The sequence below is a fragment of the Nocardioides marmorisolisilvae genome (genome assembly GCF_003725775.1).
Taxonomy (GTDB): Bacteria; Actinomycetota; Actinomycetes; order Propionibacteriales; family Nocardioidaceae; genus Marmoricola; species Marmoricola marmorisolisilvae.
The window spans coordinates 473,871-493,967 of sequence record NZ_RJSG01000002.1 but is presented as its reverse complement, the minus strand read 5'-3'; the positions used below and the strand labels follow the sequence as shown (position 1 = coordinate 493,967).

Genomic DNA, 20,097 nt, shown 5'->3' with positions numbered 1-20,097 from the left:
CCATCGGGCTTAGGACATGATGTGCGCATGAAACTGCGCCATGAGCTGACCTACGACGCCGCCCCCGAGGCCGTGCTCGCGATGCTGACCGACCCCGCGTACTGGGACAAGGTCGCCGAGGCGACGGGCGCCCTGACCTCCCGGGCGACGGTGACCGGCAACAAGGTGGTCGTCGACCAGGAGCAGGCCGTCCAGGGAGTGCCGTCGTTCGCGAAGAAGTTCGTGGGCGAGTCCACCCGGGCGATCAACACCTACACCTGGGACGGTCTGGCGGCGGCGTTCGTCGTGGAGACCCCGGGCAAGCCGACCTCGATGTCCGGCACCGCGACCGTGTCCGCGCAGGGTGCCGGCAGCGTGCTGACCTACGACCTGGACGTCAAGGCCAGCGTGCCCCTGATCGGCGGCAAGCTGGAGAAGCTCGTCGTCGACCTCACCACCGAGGGCTTCGTCAAGGAGCAGGCCGTCGGCGCTGCGTGGCTGGCGGGTGCCTGATGGCGAAGAAGGTCCGTTACGAGCTCCGGTACGACGGCGCGACGATCGAGCAGGTCTACACGATGCTCTCGAACCCGGACTTCCGCGACGCGGTCTGCGAGTTCCAGCGCTTCCCGCGGCGGACGGTGACGATCAATCCCGCCGGAGCCGGTATGACGGTCAAGGTCGACCAGTACCGGCCCGCCCACGAGGTGCCGTCCTTCGCCCGCAAGCTGGTCGGCGACGAGATCAACATCGTCCAGGAGGAGGCCTGGTCCTCGAACTCCCAGGCCGAGCTGCACGTGACGATCCCCGGCAAGCCCGGTGACATGCTCGGAACGGTCACGCTGACCGAGGTCGACGGCGGCGTCACCGAGGTCGTCGCGGTCGACGTGAAGGCCTCCATCCCGCTGATCGGCGGGAAGATCGAGGGCTTGATCGGCGACATGCTGGGCAAGGCGCTGCGGGCCGAGAACAAGGTCGGCCGCGACTGGCTCGCTAGCTGACCTCGTCCTCGTCGTCGATGCGCTTGCGGGCGATGTAGATGGTGACCGCGAGCAGCAGGATCGGCCCGAAGGCGAGCACGAACACCAGGACGTGCTCGTAGGGGTGCAGCTTGCCCAGGTGCTCCGGAATCAGCGCGGCGATCACCCCCTCAGTCTCCCCTAGCCCATGTGCGGGTAGCCCACCCGGGTGGGCGGCACGAAGGTCTCCTTGATCGACCGCGGCGAAGTCCACCGGCGCAGGTTGTCGGCCGCACCGGCCTTGTCGTTCGTCCCCGAGGCCCGTGCACCGCCGAACGGCTGCTGGCCGACGACAGCCCCGGTCGGCTTGTCGTTGACGTAGAAGTTGCCCGCGGCGAAGCGCAGCCGCTCGGTGGCCCAGTCGATCGCGTAGCGGTCCCGCGAGATCACCGCGCCGGTCAGCGCGTACGGCGCGAACGACTCCAGCTGGTCGGCGACCTTCTCGAACCGGGCGTCGTCGTAGACGTGCACGGCCAGGATCGGGCCGAAGTACTCCTCGGAGAACATCCGGTCGGTCGGGTCGGTCGAGGTGACGATCGTCGGGCGGACGAAGTAGCCGATCCGGTCGTCGACCTGACCACCGGCGACGACCTTGAGCTTGTCTGCCCGCTTGGCCCGGGTGATCGCCGCCTTGTGCTTGGCGAACGCGCGGTCGTCGATGACCGCGCCCATGAAGTTCGACAGGTCCCGTACGTCGCCCATGCTGAGCGACTCGGTCTCGGCGATCAGCGGGTCGCGCAGCTTAGCCCACAGCGACTTCGGGACGTAGGCCCGCGAGGCGGCGGAGCACTTCTGGCCCTGGTACTCGAAGGCTCCGCGGATCAGCGCGACGCGCACCACCTCCGGGTCAGCGCTCGGGTGCGCCAGCACGAAGTCCTTGCCGCCGGTCTCCCCGACGATCCGCGGGTAGGAGCGGTAGGAGGTGAGGTTCTCCCCGACGCTGCGCCACAGGTGCTGGAACGTCGGCGTGGAGCCGGTGAAGTGGATGCCGGCCAGGTCCGGGTGGTTCAGCAGCACCTTGCTGACGTCGATGCCGTCCCCGGGCAGCAGGTTGATCACGCCCGGCGGCAGGCCGGCCTCCTCGAGGATCTGGAGGATCAGCTGCGCGGCGTACTGCTGGGTCGGCGACGGCTTCCAGATGACCACGTTGCCCATCAGCGCGGGCGCGGTCGGCAGGTTGCCGGCGATCGCGGTGAAGTTGAACGGGGTGATCGCGTAGACGAAACCCTCCAGCGGGCGGTGGTCGGTCCGGTTCCAGACTCCGGGCGCGTTCGCGATCGGCTGCTCCTCGAGGATCTGCCGCGCGTAGTGCACGTTGAAGCGCCAGAAGTCGATCAGCTCGCAGGCGCTGTCGATCTCGGCCTGCCAGGCGGTCTTGGACTGGCCGAGCATGGTGGCCGCGTTCAGCCGCGCACGCCACGGGCCGGCGAGCAGGTCGGCTGCCTTGAGCAGCACCGCGGCCCGCTCGTCGAAGGGCAGCGCCCGCCAGCCGGGCGCGGCCTTCGCGGCCGCACGGACGGCCGCCTCCGCGTCCGCGGTGGTGCTGTGCCGGGAGACCCCGAGCACCTCCGCGTGCGCGTGCGGCTGCACGACCGTGAACTCTGCTCCGCCGGGCGTCCGGCGGCGGCCACCGATCGTGGCCGGGAGCGAGACGGTGCGGGCGGACTGTCGGGTGAGCTCCGCTTCCAGGGCGGCCCGTTCGGGGCTGCCCGGCGCGTAGTCCAGGTTCGGCTCGTTGGTGGGAGCCGGGGGGTGGGTGATGGCGTCCATGACCCGATGTAATCACGGGCTAGCGCGAAGCCAGCAGCGCCCCGATCTCCTGGGTGGCGTACCAGCCCAGGTCCGGGAGGTCGCGGGCGTCCGGTGCGACGACCTCGTCGTCGGCGTGCACGGCCACCACCCGGTCCAGGGCGAACGCCGCGTCCGGGTCGGCGACCTCGGCGACGACGACCACCCGACGACCAGGGCCGGCCAGCATCTCGGCCGAGTCCTCGGCGGCTGCCGCCAGGGCGTCGTACTCGGAGTCCTCGGACTCGTCCTGGGCGACGTACCGGTCGACGCTCGCGGGCACCTCGCCCGCGGCCACGAAGACGGCCAGCTCCTCCAGGGTGGTGGGCAGGTAGACGCGGGTCACTTGTCGGCCCCGTCGCGATCAGCCCGTTTCCGTCCCCGGGGGGCCCGCGGCCGGGAGTCGCTGGCACTGTCGACCAGCTCGTCGAGCGCCTCCCGGACGCACTGCCCGAGCACGTCGACGTCCGGCAGGATGTCGCGGTCGGCGGTGATGCCGTAGTAGACCCCGCCGTCGTAGGAGGTCACTCCGATCGCCAGCGCGAACCCGGGCTGCAGCGGCGGCACCGGGTAGGTCTCGACCATCTCCGCGCCGGCCATGAACATCGGGAACTGCGGACCGGGCACGTTGGTGATCACCAGGTTCACGCCCTGGGACTCCTCCACCGCGACCCGGGAGCCGAGCGCGTGGAACGTGGTGGGGGCGAAGCCGGCGACCCCGGCGATCCGGTCGGCTGCGACCGCGTTGCCGGTCTCGCTGTGCGCCTTGAGCGCGTAGGAGACCTGGTGCAGCCGGATCACCGGCGAGGCCTCGCCGATCGGCAGGTCGACCTTGTGGCCGATCACCTGCGAGCCGAGCGAGGTCGGCTCGAGCTCCTCGTCGATCACGCTCATCGGGACCAGAGCCTTGATCCGGCGACCGCTGCCCACCGACTCGGCGCGGGTCATCAGCCAGGCCCGGACGGCGCCGGTCAGGGTGGCCAGGATGACGTCGTTCACGGTGCCGCCGTGCACCCGGCGCACCCGTCGGTAGTCCTTGAGCGCAGTGCGGACCAGCACGACCCGGCGCTGCTCGGAGGGGTCGACGTTGAACGGGCTGTCCGGGGCCGGACGGCGGTTGGAGAGTGCGCCCGCGATCGCCCCGAAGCGGTTCAGCACCGCGCCGGCGGCCTTGCCGACGGCTCCCGCAGCGCCCTGGACCGAGGTCACCGCGCTGAGCGGGTCGCGCGCGGTGTCAGCCAGCGCGTCCAGCACCAGGCTGGTCCCGGACGGTTCCTCGGCCGGCATCCAGTCGTCGGGCACGAGGTGCCGCGGGCCGGGGTCGACGTCGAGCAGGACCTGACCGAGGTCGACCGTCGCGATGCCGTCGACCAGGACCTGGTGGGACTTCGAGAGCACCGCGACCCGACCGCCCTCGAGTCCCTCGACGAAGTAGACCTCCCACAGCGGGCGGGACGGGTCGAGGCGGCGCGACATGATCCGGGCGGTGAGCTCGCGGAGCTGGTCCAGGGTGCCCGGACGCGGCAGCGCGGAGCGCCGCACGTGGTAGGCGAGGTCGAAGTCCGGGTCGTCGACCCAGACCGGGTTGGCCAGCCGGCCCGGCACCTGGCGGACGGCCTGGCGGTAGCGCGGCACGAAGGTGATCCGGTCCTCGATGTGCGCGATCAGGGCTTCGTAGTCGAACCCGGACTCGCCCGGTTCGAAGATCTCCAGGGTCGCGTTGTGCATCGGGGTGCGCCCGGTCTCGGCGGAGAGCAGGGCAAGGTCGGCGCCTCGCAGTCGCTCGCTCACACGTCCGCCTTTCGCACTAAGGGTTCCCTGAGAACTCCTGCAGAGTTCCCAACCTGGGTGGTTGCACCACTCCTCGTCATGGGATTCTGACAGAGCGCACCCGCGCTCCCCCACCCGTCCCACCTGGAGTTCTGATGCCCGCACGCCCCGCCCTCGCCGCCGGCGCCGCCACCGCACTGGTCCTGGCGCTGTCATTGACCGCCTGCGGCTCGGACGGCAAGAAGCCCGGCTCCGAGCCCGAGGCCGAGCTCTCCGCGACCCCGTCGTCCCAGGTGACCACCGCGCCCTCCTCCGACGCCAAGGTGATCGCGATCAAGCTCTCCGGCGACACCGTGACGCCCAGCGGCGACAAGGTCGAGGTCAAGGCGAACCAGCCGATCGTGCTCCAGATCAACGCCGACAAGGCCGGCGAGCTGCACCTGCACAGCTCTCCCGAGAAGCACATCGAGTTCCCCGCCGGCGGTTCGGAGATCACCCTGAAGCTGGCCCAGCCGGGCGTCGTCGACCTCGAGGACCACGCGCTGGACAAGCTGATCGTCCAGCTCGAGGTCCGCTAGGTGGTAGCCGACCTGGTCGGTCCCGTCGTCCCGCTGCACGGGCTCGGCGGGGCGAAGGACCTGCCGATCCCGGCGCCGCTGGCGATCGCCGGCGGCACCGCTGCGCTGGTGGTCTCCTTCTGCGTGCTGATCCTGGCCTGGCGCAACCCCCGGTACGACGGCAAGGGTGAGCTCGGCCGCCCGCTGCCGCGCGAGGTGGCCCGGACCATCGACAGCCCGTGGTTCGAGGGCGGCCTGCGGCTGCTCGGCCTCATCTTCGGCGGCTACATCGTCTGGGCGATGGTCGCCGGGCCCGACCTGGTCACCAACCCGGTCTTCGGCACCTTCTACGTCATCCTCTGGGTCGGCATCGTGCCGTCCTCGGTGCTGTTCGGCCGGTTCTTCCGCGCCGTCAGCCCGGTGCGCACCCTGAACCTGCTGTTCGCGAAGGCGACCGGTTCGGATCCGGCCAAGGGTCTGTACGCCTACCCCGAGCGGCTCGGCTACTGGCCCGCGGCCGCCGGGCTCTTCGCGTTCGTCTGGCAGGAGCTGGTCAACCCGCGCTCGGCCTACCTGGGCGCCTCGGGCCTGCACCCGGGCGTGATGACCTGGGTGGTCGGCTACTTCCTGATCATGCTGATCGGCTCCGCGCTGTTCGGGGACGCCTGGCTCTCCCGCGCCGACCCGTTCGAGGTCTACTCCGACCTGCTCGCCAAGCTCTCCCCCTGGGCCCGCGACCAGCGCGGCGCCCTGGTGCTGCGCAGCCCGCTGGCCAACCTGGCCACGCTGACCCCGCGTCCCGGCCTGGTGGCCACCGTCGCGGTCCTGTTCGGATCGACCGCCTTCGACTCCTACAAGGACTCGGTGCGCTGGGTCCGCTTCGTCGACAAGCTGAACGTCGACGTCCAGGTGGTCAACACCCTGGCCCTCCTCGCCGCCTGCTCGATCATCGCCATCACCTTCGCGCTGGCCACGATGTCCACCGGCGTGGACCCGAGCTCCGAGGCCGGGTCGCACCGGCGGACGCTGCCGCTGCTCTTCGCGCACTCGGTGGTCCCGATCATCGTCGGCTACATGACCGCGCACTACCTGAGCTACTTCGTCGAGCAGGGCCAGATCACCGTCCTCCAGCTCTCCGACCCGATGGCCAACGGCAGCAACCTGTTCGGCACCGCGGACTGGTCGGTGGACTACTGGCTGTCCTTCCACCCGACGACGCTGGCCTGCATCAAGGTCCTCGCCGTGGTCGCCGGGCACATCGTCGGCGTGATCGCCGCGCACGACCGGGCGCTGGCCCTGCTGCCGAAGAAGCACCAGGTCACCGGTCAGCTCGGCCTGCTGGTGATCATGGTCGCCTACACCGGCACCGGGCTGTACCTGCTCTTCGGCGCCTGACCTGCCGCGTTTTTCCTCACCGGGCCGCCGTCATCGACGGGCCGTTCCTGCGTCCGCTCTGCACCGCACTCCCCCGCCTACCCGGAGGTGCCATGCAGCGCAGCGCCCTACGCGTTGTCCCGACCCAGCGCTCGGTCACGACCCAGCTCGCCCAGCCGCAGTCCCGGCTGCGGCTGGACTTCGGGCCGCCCGCAGGATTCCCGCTCCGGCCGAACCTGCGGCTGGTCACCGGTGACGACTCCGAGCTGGACGCGTTCGCGACCCGCTTCGCCCAGGCGATCGTCGAGGTCATCGGCGGCGACCGGAGCGTCCAGCAGCTGATGCGCTGGACCACGCACGAGGTCTACGACGACCTGGCGCGGCGCAGCAACGCCCTGCAGCGCACCCTCCCGGCCGATCAGCGGCGGCGCCGCCTGCGGGCGCAGGTGCGCAGCGTGCACCTGTCCCGCCCGCAGCCGGACGCTGCCGAGGTCAGCATCCACGTCCGGCACGGCCAGCGCTCGCGCGCCATCGCCGTACGGATCGAACGGATCGAGAACCGCTGGCGGTGCTCGGCCGTCGAGTTCGGTTAGCCGCCCGAGCTGGTGTTGAAGGCGCCCGGATTCGGGGCACCGTGGCACTGCTTGTACTTCTTCCCGGAGCCGCACGGGCACTGCTCGTTGCGGCCGACCCCGGCGAACGGGTCACCGGCGTTGCTCACGGTCTGGCCCTTGAGCTCCGCCTCGCCGTCCTCGCTCGGGGCCGAGTAGGTCAGGTTCTGCGGCTTGCGCGGGGCCTCCAGGCCCTTGGCCCGGATCACAGGCGCGTGCGCGGCCGCGGTCTCGGCCTCCTGGTGAGCCTTCTGCGCGGCCGCCGCCTCCATCGCGGCCTCCGCGGCCCCGGTCCCGATCGGACGGAAGATCGGTGGGTGCGAGTGACCCTCGTGCCCGGGCTCGATCTCCATGCCCTCGGGGACCTCGACCTGGGAGTAGTCCACCTCGGGCTCGACCTCGACCTCGAGGTTGAACAGGAAGCCGACGGTCTCCTCGCGGATGCCCTCCTTCATGGCCGCGAACATGTCGAAGCCCTCGCGCTGGTACTCGACCAGCGGGTCGCGCTGGCTGTAGGCCCGCAGGCCGATGCCCTCGCGCAGGTAGTCCATCTCGTAGAGGTGCTCGCGCCACTTGCGGTCCAGGACCGAGAGCAGCACGCGGCGCTCGAGCTCGCGCATGACCTCCTCGCCGATCTCGGCCTCGCGGGCGGCGTACGCGGCCTGCGCGTCGGCCTGCAGGGCCTCGAGCAGCTCGGCACGGTCCATCCCGTCGCGGCCGCCGGCCTGCTCCTCCAGGTCGGCGTGGCGCAGCGAGATCGGGTACAGGGTCCCGAGCGCCACCCAGAGCGCCTCCAGGTCCCACTCCTCCGGGAAGCCCTCGGTCGCGGCACCCACGTAGGTGGCCACCGCGTCGTCGATCATCACCAGGATCTGCTCGGACAGGTCGCGGCCCTCGAGGACCTCGCGGCGCTCGCCGTAGATGACCTCGCGCTGGCGGCTCATCACGTCGTCGTACTTGAGGACGTTCTTGCGGGACTCGAAGTTCTGCGCCTCGACCTGGGCCTGGGCGGACTGGATCGAGCGGGTCACGGACTTGTTCTCGATCGGCACGTCGTCCGGGACGCGGAGCGCGATCAGCACCCGCTCCACGAAGGCGGCGTTGAACAGCCGGAGCAGGTCGTCCTCCAGGGACAGGTAGAACCGGGACTCGCCCGGGTCGCCCTGACGGCCGGAACGACCGCGCAGCTGGTTGTCGATGCGACGGGACTCGTGCCGCTCGGTGCCCAGCACGTAGAGGCCGCCGAGGTCCTTGACCTCGTCGTGCTCGGCCTTGACCTGGGCGGTGACCTTCTCCAGGGTCGCGGCCCAGGCGCCCTCGTACTCCTCGGCGTTCTCGAACGGGTCCAGGCCGCGGCTGCGCAGCTCCTGGTCGGCCAGGAACTCGGTGGAACCGCCGAGCATGATGTCGGTGCCACGACCGGCCATGTTGGTCGCGACGGTGACCGCGCCCTTGTGACCGGCGACCGCGACGACCTTCGCCTCGTTGGCGTGCTGCTTGGCGTTGAGCACCGTGTGCGCGACGCCGCGCTTCTTGAGCAGGCCGGAGAGCAGCTCGGACTTCTCCACCGAGGTCGTGCCCACGAGCACCGGCTGACCGGCCTTGTGACGTTCCTGGAGGTCGTCGGCCACCGCGTTGAACTTGGCCTCCTCGGTCCGGTAGACAAGGTCCGGCTGGTCGATCCGGGCGAGCGGGCGGTTCGGCGGGATCGGGACCACGCCGAGCTTGTAGATCTTGTCGAACTCGGACGCCTCGGTCATCGCCGTACCGGTCATGCCGGAGAGCTTGGTGTAGAGGCGGAAGTAGTTCTGCAGGGTGATCGTGGCCAGGGTCTGGTACTCCTCCTGGACCTCCACGCCCTCCTTGGCCTCGATCGCCTGGTGCAGGCCGTCGTTGTAGCGGCGGCCCTGCAGGAGGCGGCCGGTGTGCTCGTCGACGATGAGCACCTCGCCGTCGAGGACGACGTACTCCTTGTCCTTGCGGAACAGCTCCTTGGCCTTGATCGAGTTGTTCAGGAACGAGATCAGCGGGGTGTTCGCCGACTCGTAGAGGTTGTCGATGCCCAGGTGCTTCTCGACCTTGGTGATACCGGCCTCGAGGATCGAGACGGTGCGCTTCTTCTCGTCGACCTCGTAGTCGCTGTCCTTGTCCAGGGTGAGCACGAGCTGGGCGAACTCGCCGTACCAGTGCACCTCGTCCTGGGTGGGGCCGGAGATGATCAGCGGGGTCCGGGCCTCGTCGATGAGGATCGAGTCGACCTCGTCCACGACGGCGAAGTTGTGGCCGCGCTGGACGCAGTCGTCCAGGGCGTTGGCCATGTTGTCGCGCAGGTAGTCGAAGCCGAGCTCGTTGTTGGTGGCGTAGGTGATGTCGCAGTTGTACGCCACACGCCGCTCGGCCGGGGTCATCTCCGGCAGGATCACGCCGACGGTCAGGCCCAGGAAGTGGTGCACCCGGCCCATCCACTCCGCGTGGTACTTGGCCAGGTAGTCGTTGACCGTGACGACGTGCGCGCCCTTGCCCTCCAGCGCGTTCAGGTACGCCGGCAGCGTGGAGACCAGGGTCTTGCCCTCACCGGTCTTCATCTCGGCGATGTTGCCCAGGTGCAGCGCCGCGCCACCCATCAGCTGCACGTCGAAGTGCCGCTGGCCCAGGACCCGCTTGGCCGCCTCGCGCACCGTCGCGAACGCCTCAGGCATCAGCTCGTCGAGCGTCTCCCCGTCCTCGAGGCGCTTGCGGAACTCGTCGGTCATGCCGCGCAGCTCCTCGTCGCTCATGGCGACGAAGTCGTCCTCGATCGCGTTGATCGCCTTCGCGATGGTCTCCAGCTGGCGGAGGATCTTCCCCTCGCCGATGCGGAGGATCTTGTCGATGATGGCAGGCACGTTCGTCTGGCTCCCGTTGGGTGGGTTCTTCGCAGAAGTTGCGACTGCCCACTGTACCGAGCCGGGCGTGAACGGACAGCGACACCGTGGAGGACGACAGGTGCTCCCAAATTTGATGTAAATCGTGATTGACATCAAATACTTTTTCATGTCAACTATCACTGACATGAAAACGACTCGCACCTACACCCAGACCGCCCGCGCCACTGCTGCCGAGGAGACCCGGCTGCGCATCGTCCGCGCCGCGTTCGAGCTCCAGGCCGAGCGCCTGACCACCGAGATCTCGCTCGAGGACGTGGCCGCCCGGGCCGGGGTCAGCGTGCAGACCGTGCTGCGCCGGTTCGGCAGCAAGGCCGGGCTGTTCGAGGAGAGCCTCGGCTGGATCAACGCCGAGATCTCCGACGAACGGCGGGCACCGGTCGGAGAGGTAGCCGTGGCGCTGCACGTGCTGGTCGACCACTACGAGAAGCGCGGCGACTTCGCGCTGCTGATGCTGGCGCAGGAGAGCTCCTACGAGCACGTGCGCCGGATGAGCGACGCCGGCAAGGACACCCACCGGACCTGGGTCGCCGAGATCTTCGAGCCGTACCTCCCCACCGACGCCGCGGCTCGCGAGGAGGTGCTGGACCTCCTCGTCGTCGCGACCGACGTCTACGCCTGGAAGCTGCTGCGCCGCGACCGGGGGCTCTCCCGCGACCGGACCGAGCAACGCATCAACACCCTGGTGGCCGCGATCCTCGCGGCCCGCCCCGAGAAGAAGGAGGGCTGAGATGGCCCGCATCGTGATCGCCACCTGGGACGGCGGAGGCAACGTCCCGCCGCTGCTCGGCATCGGCGCCGAGCTGGAGCGACGCGGCCACGCCGTCCGCGTGATCGGGCACGCCGGGCAGGCCGCGACCGTCGCCGCGGCCGGTCTGGACTTCGTCGTCTACCCGACGGCCCGCCCGTTCACCTCCCAGCGCAACAACCCGCCGTGGACCCTGGCCGCCGCGTGGGCCGGGGCGGACCTGGGCCGGGACGTCGTCGCCGAGGCTGACTCGTTCGGGGCCGACCTGGTCGTCGTCGACTGCCTGCTGCCCGGAGCGATGGCAGCGCTGCACGCGGCGGGTCGCCGGTACGTCGTGGTGGAGCACCTCTTCGACGGGTTCCTGCCGAAGCTGCTCAAGGGGCCGATCGGCGGGCTGGTGCGGCTACGCGGGGTCCGTTGGGCCGACGGGCTCGCCAACGCCGAGGCGCGGCTGATCGCCTCGGTGCCGAGCCTCGACCCGGCCGCCGGCTCGCTCGCTCCCAACGCCGTGCACACCGGACCGGTGCTGACCGCCGCTCCGGCACAGCCGGAGCAGCCGACGATCCTGGTCAGCCTGTCGACGTACGCCTACACCGGGATCCGCGCCACCCTGCAACGGGTGCTCGATGCGTGCGCGGACCTGCCGGCCCGCGTGGTGGTCACCACCGGTCCCGTGGTCGACCCGGACGAGCTGCGGCTTCCCGAGAACGCCGAGGCCCACCGCTGGGTCCCGCACGCCGAGCTGATGCCGCAGGTGTCCCTGGTCATCGGGCACGGCGGTCACTCGACCACGATGCTCGCGCTGGCCCACGACCTGCCGGTCCTGGTCCTCCCGATGCACCCGATGGTGGACCAGCCGATGGTCGGTGCCGCCGTGGAGCAGGCCGGGGCCGGACGTCGGCTGCCGAAGAAGTCCTCCCCCGCGCGGCTGCGCCCGGTGATCGCGGAGCTGCTGGGCGAGGGGCCGCACCGGGCAGCGGCCGCCCGGCTGGGCGCGGAGGCACGCGCGCTGAACGGCGCCTCCAACGCTGCCGACCGGATCGAGGCCCTGGTTCCGAACGGCGTGCGCCCCTAGGCTCCGCCGTTCTCCTCGGCTTCGCGGCGCTTCTTGTCCTCGGCCGCCTTGCGGCGCTGCTCGTCGGCGCGCTCACGGATCTTGCGGAGGAACTCCTCGTCGGACTCCGGGGTCACCCCCGCGGCGCGGCCGGGACGGTCGTACTCCGGGAAGGAGGTCGCCGAGCGCTCGTACGCCGAGGGGCGGCGCGCACCCGGCTGCGGCCGGCCGGCGGCCAGCCAGGCGATCGAGCCGATCGGCGGGAACAGCAGGATGAGGATCAGCCAGGCGATCTTCGGCAGGTTGCGCACCTCGTCGTCGCGCGTCTGGATCAGGTCGATCACGCAGAACACGTCGAGCGCGAGGACCAGGAGGAAGAAGCCGCCTTCGAAACGGATCATGCCGCGGATCGTACGGCGGATCGGAGCGCTGCGCTGAGATCTCCGCGGCCTGCCACCGTTATCGAGCCGAGCCCCAACCAGCCGGCCAGCTCGGCCAGCTCCAGCGCGAGCTCGTCCGCGGTCTCGGCCGGGGCGTGCTCCTCGGCGTAGGCGGCCTTCACCGCCAGCACGCCGGCCCGGCGGTCGGCCTTCAGGTCGACCCGGGCCACGATCCGGTCACCGAGCAGAAACGGCAGCACGTAGTAGCCGTACTCGCGCAGGTGCTCGGGGACGTAGATCTCGATGCGGTACCGGAACCCGAAGAGCTGCTCGGCCCGGGTGCGCTCCCAGACCAGCGGGTCGAACGGGCTCAGCAGCGCTCGGGCGTGCACGCGGCGCGGCAGCCGGGCGTCGCGGTGCAGGTAGCCGGGGCGGGTCCAGCCCTCGACCGCGACCGGGACCAGCTCGCCGTCCTCGACCAGCGCCGCGACGGCCGGCTTCGACTCGGCCGGCTTCATCCGGTAGTAGTCGCGCAGGTCCTGCTCGGTGCCGACCCCGTGGCTGATCGCGGCGCGTCGGACGAGCTCGCGGTGGGCCACCTCCGGCGTCGGGGTCGGGCGGGCGAGCACGCGGTCGGGCAGCACCCGCTCGGGCAGGTCGTAGAGCACCTCGAACTGGCTGTTGCGCCCGGCGATGGCCAGGTCACCGACCACGAACATGAAGTCGAGCGCCTTGCGCGAGGCCGACCAGTTCCAGCCCCAGTGCTTCTTCTCCCGGGGCAGGCCGTCGTCGAGCTCGCGGGCCGTGCTGGCCCCGCGCTCCCCGATCTCGGCCACCAGGGAGGCGACCAGGTCGTCGGTCACCCCGTCGGTCCACCACTTGCCGCGCTGCGGACGGTACTGCTCCATCCGGTGCTGCATCTCCGGCCACAGGTCGACCGGCATCAGGGCCTGCACGTGCGCCCAGTACTCGACCAGGCGGCGCTGCTGGCGACCCGTGGACGCGCGCCGGAGCAGCTCGGTGTCGTAGGCGCCCATCCGGCTGTAGAGCGGCATGAAGTGGGCACGCTGGAGCACGTTGACCGAGTCGACCTGGAGCACACCGGTGCGACGTACCGTCCGGGCCAGGGTGCCCATCGTCGGGCTGGAGTGCGGCGTGTCCAGGAACCCCTGGGCAGCCAGGGTGATCCGCCGGGCCTGGGCGCTGGACAGCGACTGCATGGCCGTGAGGCTAGTGGGCGGGACCGACAGGCCTACGGAATGTCGAGCAGCTTCTCGCGGACGGCGTACATGACCGCCTCCATCCGGGAGTGCAGCTGCAGCTTGTCCAGGATGTTGCGGACGTGGTTCTTGACCGTGTTCTCGCTGATGAACAGCTGCTTGGCCACCTCGCGGTTGTTCATCCCCTTGGCCACCAGCCGGAGCACCTCGAGCTCGCGGTCGGTCAACCGCGGCGCGTTGCCGGGCTCCCGGTCCGCGCGCGAGATCTCCTTGAACTCGTCGATCAGCTTGGCGGCCATCGACGGGCTGATCAGCGACTGGCCCTCGGCGACGACCCGGACCGCCTGGGCGACCTCGTCGATCGAGGAGTCCTTGAGCAGGTAGCCGGAGGCGCCGTTCTTGACGGCCTCGTAGAGGTCCCCCTCCTCGTCGCTCACGGTGAGCATGATGATCCGCGTCGAGGGCGCCTGCTCCTTGATGCGCATGCAAGCCTCCAGGCCGCTGCGCTTGGGCATCCGCACGTCGAGCAGCACGATGTCCGGCGTCGTCGCGGCGACGAGCTCGACCGCGCTGACACCGTCGCCGGCCTCGCCGACCACCTCGATGTCCGGTTCGACCCCGAGCAGCATCGTCAGTCCCCGTCGGAACAGCTCCTGGTCGTCGACCACGACGACCCGAACCGGTTCCGAGGCCCCCATCAGTTCTGGCACAGATGCATCATGCCCAGATCTACCCACTTGTGCACAGGTATCAGCCGAACGGGCTATGCCTGGTTACGACAGGTCTAGAGAGATGACCCCGTAGTCGTAGCCCCTGCGGCGGTAGACGACCGAGGGACGCTCGCTCTCCTTGTCCACAAACAGGTAGAAATCGTGCCCGACGAGCTCCATCTCGTAGAGCGCCTGCTCCAGCGTGATCGCCGAGGCGGCGTGGGTCTTCTCGCGCACGACCAGCGGGCCGTCGCCGTCCATGCTGACCGGGCCGACCTCGTGGTCGACCTGGTCCTCGGCGGGGGCGGACCCGTTCACCCCGTTCTCGGCACGAGCCATCGCCTGGTGGACGGACTCGGGGGCGTGCTGCCCGCGGTGGACCTTGCGGCGGTCGGCAGCGCGGCGCATCTGCGCCGACATCTTGTCCAGGGCGAGGTCGAGCGCGGCCATCTTGTCCTCGGCCGCGGCCTCGGCCCGCAGGATCGGGCCCTTCGACTTCGCGGTGAGCTCGACGCGTACCTGGCGCTCGGGCTGGCGGGCGTTGCGCTCGCGCTCCAGGAGTACCTCGACGCGGATGATCCGGTGATCGTGCTTCTCCAGGCGTCCGAGCTTGTCCTCGACGTGCTCCCTGAACCGCTCCGAGACCTCGCAGTGCCGACTGCTGACCACAACGTCCATACAGACCTCCCGTTGTCGGGGCGGCTCAACCCGCCCGTTGGTTCTACCTTCGAGCAGCGTCAGGTGGAGCCCGTCCGGCCGACCTGGTCTTCTACCCCACACCCGCCTGCTGAGACGGTCGCAGCTTCTGCCACTACTGGCCTTCTCCCTCGCGTCCACGTGTCTGACGTGGGGCAAGAGGCAGGACTTACGACTAAGCCGCACCGTGATCGACGCTCCAGGGACGAACCCTGCCTGGTCTTACGTGGGCCGTTTCGCCTGCGACTGGCATCGGCTTGTCGGGCTGGTTCTGGCCGGAGACATCCCCGGACCGGCACCTGCCTGACGCAACCACGGACCCGGACGGACTCCATGTACAGACGTTAGCCGCAGGGTAAAGAAAGCGGTAGCGATCAGCCGATCAAAGGACCTTCGGTGCCGATCGGCGACGCGTCGCCGCCAGCGTCACCGCAACGGCGGCCGGTACGCCGACCGCGCGCAGCGCCCGATGCGCCTCGGACAGGGTCGCGCCGGTGGTGAGCACGTCGTCGCAGAGCACCACCAGGACGCCGGCCGCCGCGTGGGCTGAACGTGCCGCGAGCGCTCGGTGCGCCCGAGGACCGACGCCGAGGCGGCCGGCCAGGTTGGCCGCACGCGCCTCGGCGTCCAGACCGGCCTGGTCGGCGACCGGCTGGACGACCCGGAGCATCCGGGCCACCGTGACCGGCCGCCCGGCGGCGGCCAGCGCGCCGGCAGCGCTCCGCACCATCCGGAGCACCGGGTCGTGCCCGCGCCTCCGGGTCGCCGCGGGCGCGGAGGGCACCGGCACCAGGACGAGCAACGCCTCGCGCGGCGCGGCGAGGAGGTCGGCCGCGTCGACCAGCACCGAGGCGAGCACACAGCCGAGCGGAGCGGTGAGCCCGAACGCCTGCCGCTCCTTGTGCGCCAGCACGAGCCGGCGCAGCGGATCGGCGTACTCCCCCGCGGCCAGGACCGCGGGAAGTCCGGCCGGCGCCGGGTCCGGACGGGTCAGGTGCCCGCCGTACGGGAGCCTGTCGGCGCAGTCCCGGCACAGCACCCGCCCAGCCCCTCCGCAGCCCGCGCAGCAGCCACCGAGCAGCAGGTCGGCGAACGCGTCACGCATCCCGGGAGGGTGCCGGCACGGCCTCCCCGGCGCCAGCGGTCCCCCGTAGCCTGTGCAGAACTACTGCGGGTACGCCGCTGCGAGGAAGTTGGAGGCCGAGGGGACCCACTGGCCGGCGTCGGTCAGCTCGAGCAGCTTGCCGGGTCGATCAGGCTGTCCGGGATCCTTGGTGACCACCCGGAGCGGGTCGTTCGGGTCCGGGCTGCCGAGCAGGCCGACCATCAACCCCGGGACGACGTCCGGGTCGGAGCCCGGCACCCCGGGTGAGCCGTCCAGCTCCACGGAGATCACCCGGCCCGAGCGGGACGCGGACTGCACGAGCACCGCGACCGTGGTCGCCGAGTCCTGGGCCACGTCGAGGGCCGGCCCGAGGTCGACGCCGGGGACGGTCACCGCGCTGATTCCGCTGACACGCTGCACGCTGCCGCCGGCGGACCGGACGACGTTGCCGACCAGCACCGTCGGCGCGGTGCCGCCGGCGAGCGTCGCCACGAAGCGCGCGCCGTCGCGGGTGACGGTGAAGGCGGAGATGCCGCGGCCGCTGACCCCGGTCACCGGCAGCACCCGATCGCGTCCGCCCGAGTACACGTGCACCACCGCGCCGCTCGGGGTCCGGTCGATCGTCCAGAGCCGGCCGAAGCGGTCGAACACCGGTCGCAGCAGGTTGGTACCGGTGACCGCGGTGCGCACCTTCGTCGCCGAGGTCGAACCCTGGTCGGCCGCCAGGTACAGCCGCCGGCCGTTGCCGGCCACCGCCGCCACGCGGTGCCGCTCGATGTCGAGGGCCACCGAGCGCAGCGAGAAGCCCTGCGTGCCGAACGGGCCGCCGATCGGACCGATGGTGCCGTCGTCGTCGAGCACCACCCGGCGCCCGACGATGCCGACCACGTCGTGCGAGTTGGCGATCACCGGATCGAGCTCCGACCCGGAGTTCACGCTGGTGTCGGTCTGGCCGTCGGGCAGCGTCAGCGGTGAGCCGTCGACCGTCAGCCGCAGCCGGTTGATCCCCGGGACCTGGCGCAGCGTGCGGGAGAGCTCGGCGATGACCCGGGTCATCTCGACCCGGGTCATCCGCAGGCTGCGCGGTCCCAGCGGCACCTCGGCCAGACCCGAGTCGTCGACCGTCACCGCGAGGTCGAGGGTGGTCCGGGGCGGGAACGCGCTGACCGCCACGTCGTCCAGGGCCGAACCGGGACCTGCCAGCAAGCCGCGCACCAGGTTCGTCGCGGTCTGCTCCCCGCGCGGGACGTAGACCCGACGGGGCACCAGCACGGTCCCGGTGCGGTCGAAGAAGTACAGCGTGAAGGGCACGAACAGGCTCGGGAAGTACGTCGCCGGCACCGCCAGCTCGTCGGGCGGGTTGTCGATCCGCCACTCGCCGTCCTCCTGGGTCAGCCGGAACTCCACCGAGGTGGTGGTCGCTCCGTCGCCCGGTTCCCAGACACCGGACGGGCCGAGCCGGTGCGCGTCCCCCAACCGGGCGACCACGCTGTCAGCGGTGGGCTCGACCGTGGAGGTGTTGTAGATGACGGTCCCCTGGTCCGGCTGCCAGTGGGCCCGCTCGGAGAGGAACTGCCGGGCCACCACGATGCTCGGCGGGTTGGCCTGCATCGCGAGCAGGAAGCCGCGAACCACTCCCGCACGGTCGTCGCCCTTCGTCGGCCCCGGAGGCACGAAGTACGGCGCCTGCCCCGGACCACCGGCGTCCACGTCCGGACGCGAGTGCACCTCGCCGCTCGTCGGGAGCGTGCTGCACCCGGCCGCGAGCAGCACCGCGGCCAGCAGGCCGACGAGTCCGGAAGGGCGTCTCACGAGGTCACCTCAGCGTCGGCAGGGATCAGCGGCAGCGGGCTGTGCCCGAGCGGGTCGCCGGCGCGCCGGGGCACGGTGACCCGGAACTGGGCTCCCGCGTCCGGAGCACCCCAGACCTGGAGCCAGCCACCGTGCAGCTGGGCGTCCTCGAGCGAGATCGCCAGACCGAGCCCGGTGCCGCCGGTCGTCCGGGCCCGGGCGGGGTCGGCCCGCCAGAAGCGGTTGAAGACCATCTGCAGCTGGTTCGGCGCCAGGCCGACGCCGTAGTCGCGCACGGTGATGGCAGCCGCGTGGGCGTCGCCCTTGACCGTGACGACGACCCGCGCGTCGCCCCGGACGTCGGCGTGGTCGATCGCGTTCGCGACCAGGTTGCGCAGGACCCGCTCGATGCGACGCTCGTCGATCTCGGCCACGCAGGGGTCGGGAGCGACCAGCTGCAGCTCCACGCCGCGGCCGCGGGCGACCGGGTCGGAGGCCTCCACCACCCGGTGGGCCAGGTCGACCAGATTCACCTCGGACAGCTCGAGCCCCGCCGCGCCCGCGTCGAACCGGCTGATCTCGAGCAGGTCGGCGAGCAGGTTCTCGAAGCGGTCCAGCTCCTTCTGGAGGAGCTCGGCCGCCCGCGCGGTCACCGGGTCGAACCCGGCCCGGGAGTCGTGCAGCACGTCGCCGGCCATCCGCACCGTGGTCAGCGGGGTCCGCAGCTCGTGGGAGACGTCGGAGACGAACTGGCGCTGGACGCGCGAGAGGTCGACGAGCTGGCGGATCTGCTGCTGCAGCGCGTCGGCCATCTGGTTGAAGGACGTGCCGAGGCGGGCGATGTCGTCCTCGCCCTGGACGTGCATGCGTTCCTCCAGGCGGCCCGAGGCGATCCGCTCGGCGACGCGGCGCGCGAGCCGCACCGGGGTGATCACCTGCCGGGTCACCAGGAACACGACGCCGGCGGTGAGCAGCAGCAGGAGCACCCCGGAGGTCAGCAACGAACCGCGCACCAGGTTCAGCGTGCGCTGCTCCTCGCGCATCTCGAAGAGGTAGTAGAGCGTGTAGGTGCCCCCGTCCGAGGGCAGCACGACGCGCGAGCCGACGACGACGGCCGGCGTGCCCTGGCCGGGGTTCTGGGACAGGGTGCGCACCCGGGTGTACGTCCAGGCGGTCCGGCTGGATCGCTCGACCACCGTGCGCAGCTTGGTCGGCACGCTGTCCGCGGAGATGCCCGGGGTGGTCCGGATGCCGGTGGCCGGGTCCGGGTCCGAGGAGGACCCGATCGGGCCGAGGACCACGACCTTGAAGCCGCGCTCGTCACCGCGGGCGACCAGGCTCTCGACCAGCTGGCGCAGCTGCGTGGAGGGGTCGAAGTCGCTGCTGCCGGCCTGCCCGAGCTTGTCCCGTGCGGTGGCGGTCTCGCTGCCGGCCTCGGAGACCGCGGCGCTGACCCGGGAACGGACCAGGCCGTCGGTGATCTGCTGCATCAGCAGCAGGCCGACCGAGCCCGCGACCAGGGCGCCGAGCAGCACGATCGCCACCACGACGCGGGTGCGGATCGAGCGCCGCCAGAAGGTGAAGGCACCACCCAGAGCGCGGCGCAGGTCAGCCGGCGAGGTCGCCATCGTGGTCGTCGCCGGTCGCGCCGTCGTGCCCGGGGCTGCCCGCCTTGTAGCCGACGCCGCGGACCGTCACCACGATCGCGGGGTTCTCGGGGTCGTGCTCGATCTTGGCCCGCAGGCGCTGGACGTGCACGTTCACCAGCCGGGTGTCGGCGGCGTGCCGGTAGCCCCAGACCTGTTCGAGCAGCATCTCCCGAGTGAACACCTGCCACGGCTTGCGCGCCAGGCAGACGAGCAGGTCGAATTCCAGCGGGGTGAGCGCGATGGCCTCCCCGCCGGGGCCGCGGGTCACGCTGTGACCGGCGACGTCGACCTGGAGGTCGCCGACCCGGATGAGCTCCGGAGCCGGCGACTCGAAGTGCCGCATCCGGGCGCGGATGCGAGCGATCAGCTCCTTGGGCTTGAACGGCTTGGCGACGTAGTCGTCCGCGCCGGACTCCAGCCCCACCACCACGTCGACGGTGTCGGACTTGGCGGTCAGCATCACGATCGGCACCCCGGAGTTGGGACCGGGTGTCGCCCGGATCTGCCGGCACACCTCGATCCCGTCGGTGCCGGGGAGCATGAGGTCCAGCAGGACCAGGTCGGGCTTGTACTCGAGGAACGCCCCGTGGGCCTCGTCCCCGCGGCCGACGATGCGGCTCTGGAAACCCTCGTTGTGCAGTACGAGCGTCAGCATCTCGGCGAGCGCGGCATCGTCGTCGACGACGAGGATGCGCGCCTTACCGACCTGGTCCTGCTGGGTCACT

At 71.0% G+C, this 20,097-nt stretch carries 20 protein-coding genes; 7 read left to right on the top strand and 13 right to left on the bottom strand.

Annotated elements, in window-relative coordinates; all coding sequences use genetic code 11:
- Nucleotides 1-27 precede the first annotated feature (27 nt).
- Together EFL95_RS06115 and EFL95_RS06110 are read left to right on the top strand one after the other, a co-directional pair.
- Nucleotides 28-492, top strand: coding sequence for a DUF2505 domain-containing protein (locus tag EFL95_RS06115; protein ID WP_123233159.1), 465 nt, complete (start codon nucleotides 28-30; stop codon nucleotides 490-492).
- Nucleotides 492-977 carry a DUF2505 domain-containing protein gene (locus tag EFL95_RS06110; protein ID WP_148044990.1) on the top strand — a complete coding sequence of 162 codons (486 nt, stop codon included), beginning with the start codon at nucleotides 492-494 and terminating at the stop codon, nucleotides 975-977. The genes EFL95_RS06115 and EFL95_RS06110 overlap by 1 nt, the downstream gene beginning before the upstream one ends.
- Here the strand turns inward: EFL95_RS06110 and EFL95_RS19415 are convergent.
- From EFL95_RS19415 to EFL95_RS06095, 4 genes are read right to left on the bottom strand one after another with little or no spacing between them, the layout of a single operon-like run.
- The gene (locus EFL95_RS19415; RefSeq protein WP_183407060.1) at nucleotides 970-1,122 is read right to left on the bottom strand and encodes a hypothetical protein; all 153 of its coding nucleotides are present in this window, start codon (nucleotides 1,120-1,122) and stop codon (nucleotides 970-972) included. The two genes, EFL95_RS06110 and EFL95_RS19415, sit on opposite strands and share 8 nt — an antisense overlap.
- A 14-nt stretch (nucleotides 1,123-1,136) precedes the next feature.
- The gene (pruA, locus tag EFL95_RS06105) at nucleotides 1,137-2,765 is read right to left on the bottom strand and encodes an L-glutamate gamma-semialdehyde dehydrogenase (RefSeq protein ID WP_123233157.1); all 1,629 of its coding nucleotides are present in this window, start codon (nucleotides 2,763-2,765) and stop codon (nucleotides 1,137-1,139) included.
- Nucleotides 2,766-2,784: 19 nt separating this feature from the next.
- Nucleotides 2,785-3,129: a DUF6912 family protein gene (locus EFL95_RS06100; RefSeq protein ID WP_123233156.1), complete on the bottom strand. Its 345-nt coding sequence runs from the start codon at nucleotides 3,127-3,129 to the stop codon at nucleotides 2,785-2,787.
- Nucleotides 3,126-4,574 carry a WS/DGAT/MGAT family O-acyltransferase gene (locus tag EFL95_RS06095; RefSeq protein ID WP_123233155.1) on the bottom strand — a complete coding sequence of 483 codons (1,449 nt, stop codon included), beginning with the start codon at nucleotides 4,572-4,574 and terminating at the stop codon, nucleotides 3,126-3,128. Before EFL95_RS06095 ends, EFL95_RS06100 begins: the two co-directional genes overlap by 4 nt.
- Before the next feature lie 134 nt (nucleotides 4,575-4,708).
- Here EFL95_RS06095 and EFL95_RS06090 point away from each other — a divergent pair, with 134 nt between their 5' ends.
- The 3 genes from EFL95_RS06090 (at nucleotide 4,709) to EFL95_RS06080 (ending at nucleotide 7,077) form a co-directional block, all read left to right on the top strand.
- Nucleotides 4,709-5,131: a cupredoxin domain-containing protein gene (locus EFL95_RS06090; protein ID WP_123233154.1), complete on the top strand. Its 423-nt coding sequence runs from the start codon at nucleotides 4,709-4,711 to the stop codon at nucleotides 5,129-5,131.
- Nucleotides 5,132-6,505, top strand: a complete 1,374-nt coding sequence (locus EFL95_RS06085) for a hypothetical protein (protein ID WP_246004827.1) — start codon at nucleotides 5,132-5,134, stop codon at nucleotides 6,503-6,505. It begins immediately after the preceding gene.
- Nucleotides 6,506-6,597: 92 nt separating this feature from the next.
- The gene (locus EFL95_RS06080) at nucleotides 6,598-7,077 is read left to right on the top strand and encodes an Rv3235 family protein (protein ID WP_123233153.1); all 480 of its coding nucleotides are present in this window, start codon (nucleotides 6,598-6,600) and stop codon (nucleotides 7,075-7,077) included.
- Here EFL95_RS06080 and secA read toward each other — a convergent pair.
- A complete protein-coding gene (gene secA, locus EFL95_RS06075) occupies nucleotides 7,074-9,980 on the bottom strand; it encodes a preprotein translocase subunit SecA (protein WP_123233152.1) in 2,907 nt (968 codons plus the stop codon). The two genes, EFL95_RS06080 and secA, sit on opposite strands and share 4 nt — an antisense overlap.
- Before the next feature lie 166 nt (nucleotides 9,981-10,146).
- Here secA and EFL95_RS06070 point away from each other — a divergent pair, with 166 nt between their 5' ends.
- Both EFL95_RS06070 and EFL95_RS06065 read left to right on the top strand, forming a co-directional pair.
- Complete coding sequence (locus tag EFL95_RS06070; RefSeq protein ID WP_183407059.1) at nucleotides 10,147-10,749, top strand: TetR/AcrR family transcriptional regulator; 603 nt, start codon at nucleotides 10,147-10,149, stop codon at nucleotides 10,747-10,749.
- A 1-nt stretch (nucleotide 10,750) separates the two neighbouring features.
- On the top strand, nucleotides 10,751-11,842 hold the full coding sequence (locus EFL95_RS06065) for a glycosyltransferase (RefSeq protein WP_123233150.1): 1,092 nt from the start codon (nucleotides 10,751-10,753) through the stop codon (nucleotides 11,840-11,842).
- Here EFL95_RS06065 and EFL95_RS06060 read toward each other — a convergent pair.
- The 8 genes from EFL95_RS06060 to mtrA form a co-directional block, all read right to left on the bottom strand.
- Nucleotides 11,839-12,222, bottom strand: a complete 384-nt coding sequence (locus EFL95_RS06060; protein WP_123233149.1) for a PLD nuclease N-terminal domain-containing protein — start codon at nucleotides 12,220-12,222, stop codon at nucleotides 11,839-11,841. The genes EFL95_RS06065 and EFL95_RS06060 overlap by 4 nt on opposite strands.
- A complete protein-coding gene (locus tag EFL95_RS06055; RefSeq protein ID WP_123233148.1) occupies nucleotides 12,219-13,421 on the bottom strand; it encodes a winged helix-turn-helix domain-containing protein in 1,203 nt (400 codons plus the stop codon). Before EFL95_RS06055 ends, EFL95_RS06060 begins: the two co-directional genes overlap by 4 nt.
- Before the next feature lie 32 nt (nucleotides 13,422-13,453).
- A complete protein-coding gene (locus EFL95_RS06050) occupies nucleotides 13,454-14,131 on the bottom strand; it encodes a response regulator (RefSeq protein WP_246004826.1) in 678 nt (225 codons plus the stop codon).
- 63 nt (nucleotides 14,132-14,194) lie between these two features.
- Complete coding sequence (gene hpf, locus EFL95_RS06045) at nucleotides 14,195-14,809, bottom strand: ribosome hibernation-promoting factor, HPF/YfiA family (protein ID WP_123233146.1); 615 nt, start codon at nucleotides 14,807-14,809, stop codon at nucleotides 14,195-14,197.
- A gap of 400 nt (nucleotides 14,810-15,209) precedes the next feature.
- A complete protein-coding gene (locus EFL95_RS06040; protein WP_123233145.1) occupies nucleotides 15,210-15,932 on the bottom strand; it encodes a ComF family protein in 723 nt (240 codons plus the stop codon).
- 60 nt (nucleotides 15,933-15,992) lie between these two features.
- Nucleotides 15,993-17,744 carry an LpqB family beta-propeller domain-containing protein gene (locus EFL95_RS06035; protein WP_123233144.1) on the bottom strand — a complete coding sequence of 584 codons (1,752 nt, stop codon included), beginning with the start codon at nucleotides 17,742-17,744 and terminating at the stop codon, nucleotides 15,993-15,995.
- Nucleotides 17,741-19,351, bottom strand: coding sequence for an MtrAB system histidine kinase MtrB (gene mtrB, locus EFL95_RS06030; protein ID WP_123233143.1), 1,611 nt, complete (start codon nucleotides 19,349-19,351; stop codon nucleotides 17,741-17,743). The genes EFL95_RS06035 and mtrB overlap by 4 nt, the downstream gene beginning before the upstream one ends.
- Nucleotides 19,332-20,096 (bottom strand): MtrAB system response regulator MtrA, encoded by a 765-nt coding sequence (gene mtrA, locus EFL95_RS06025; RefSeq protein ID WP_221176339.1) that lies wholly within the window; start codon nucleotides 20,094-20,096, stop codon nucleotides 19,332-19,334. Before mtrA ends, mtrB begins: the two co-directional genes overlap by 20 nt.
- Between the last annotated feature and the right edge of the window lies 1 nt (nucleotide 20,097).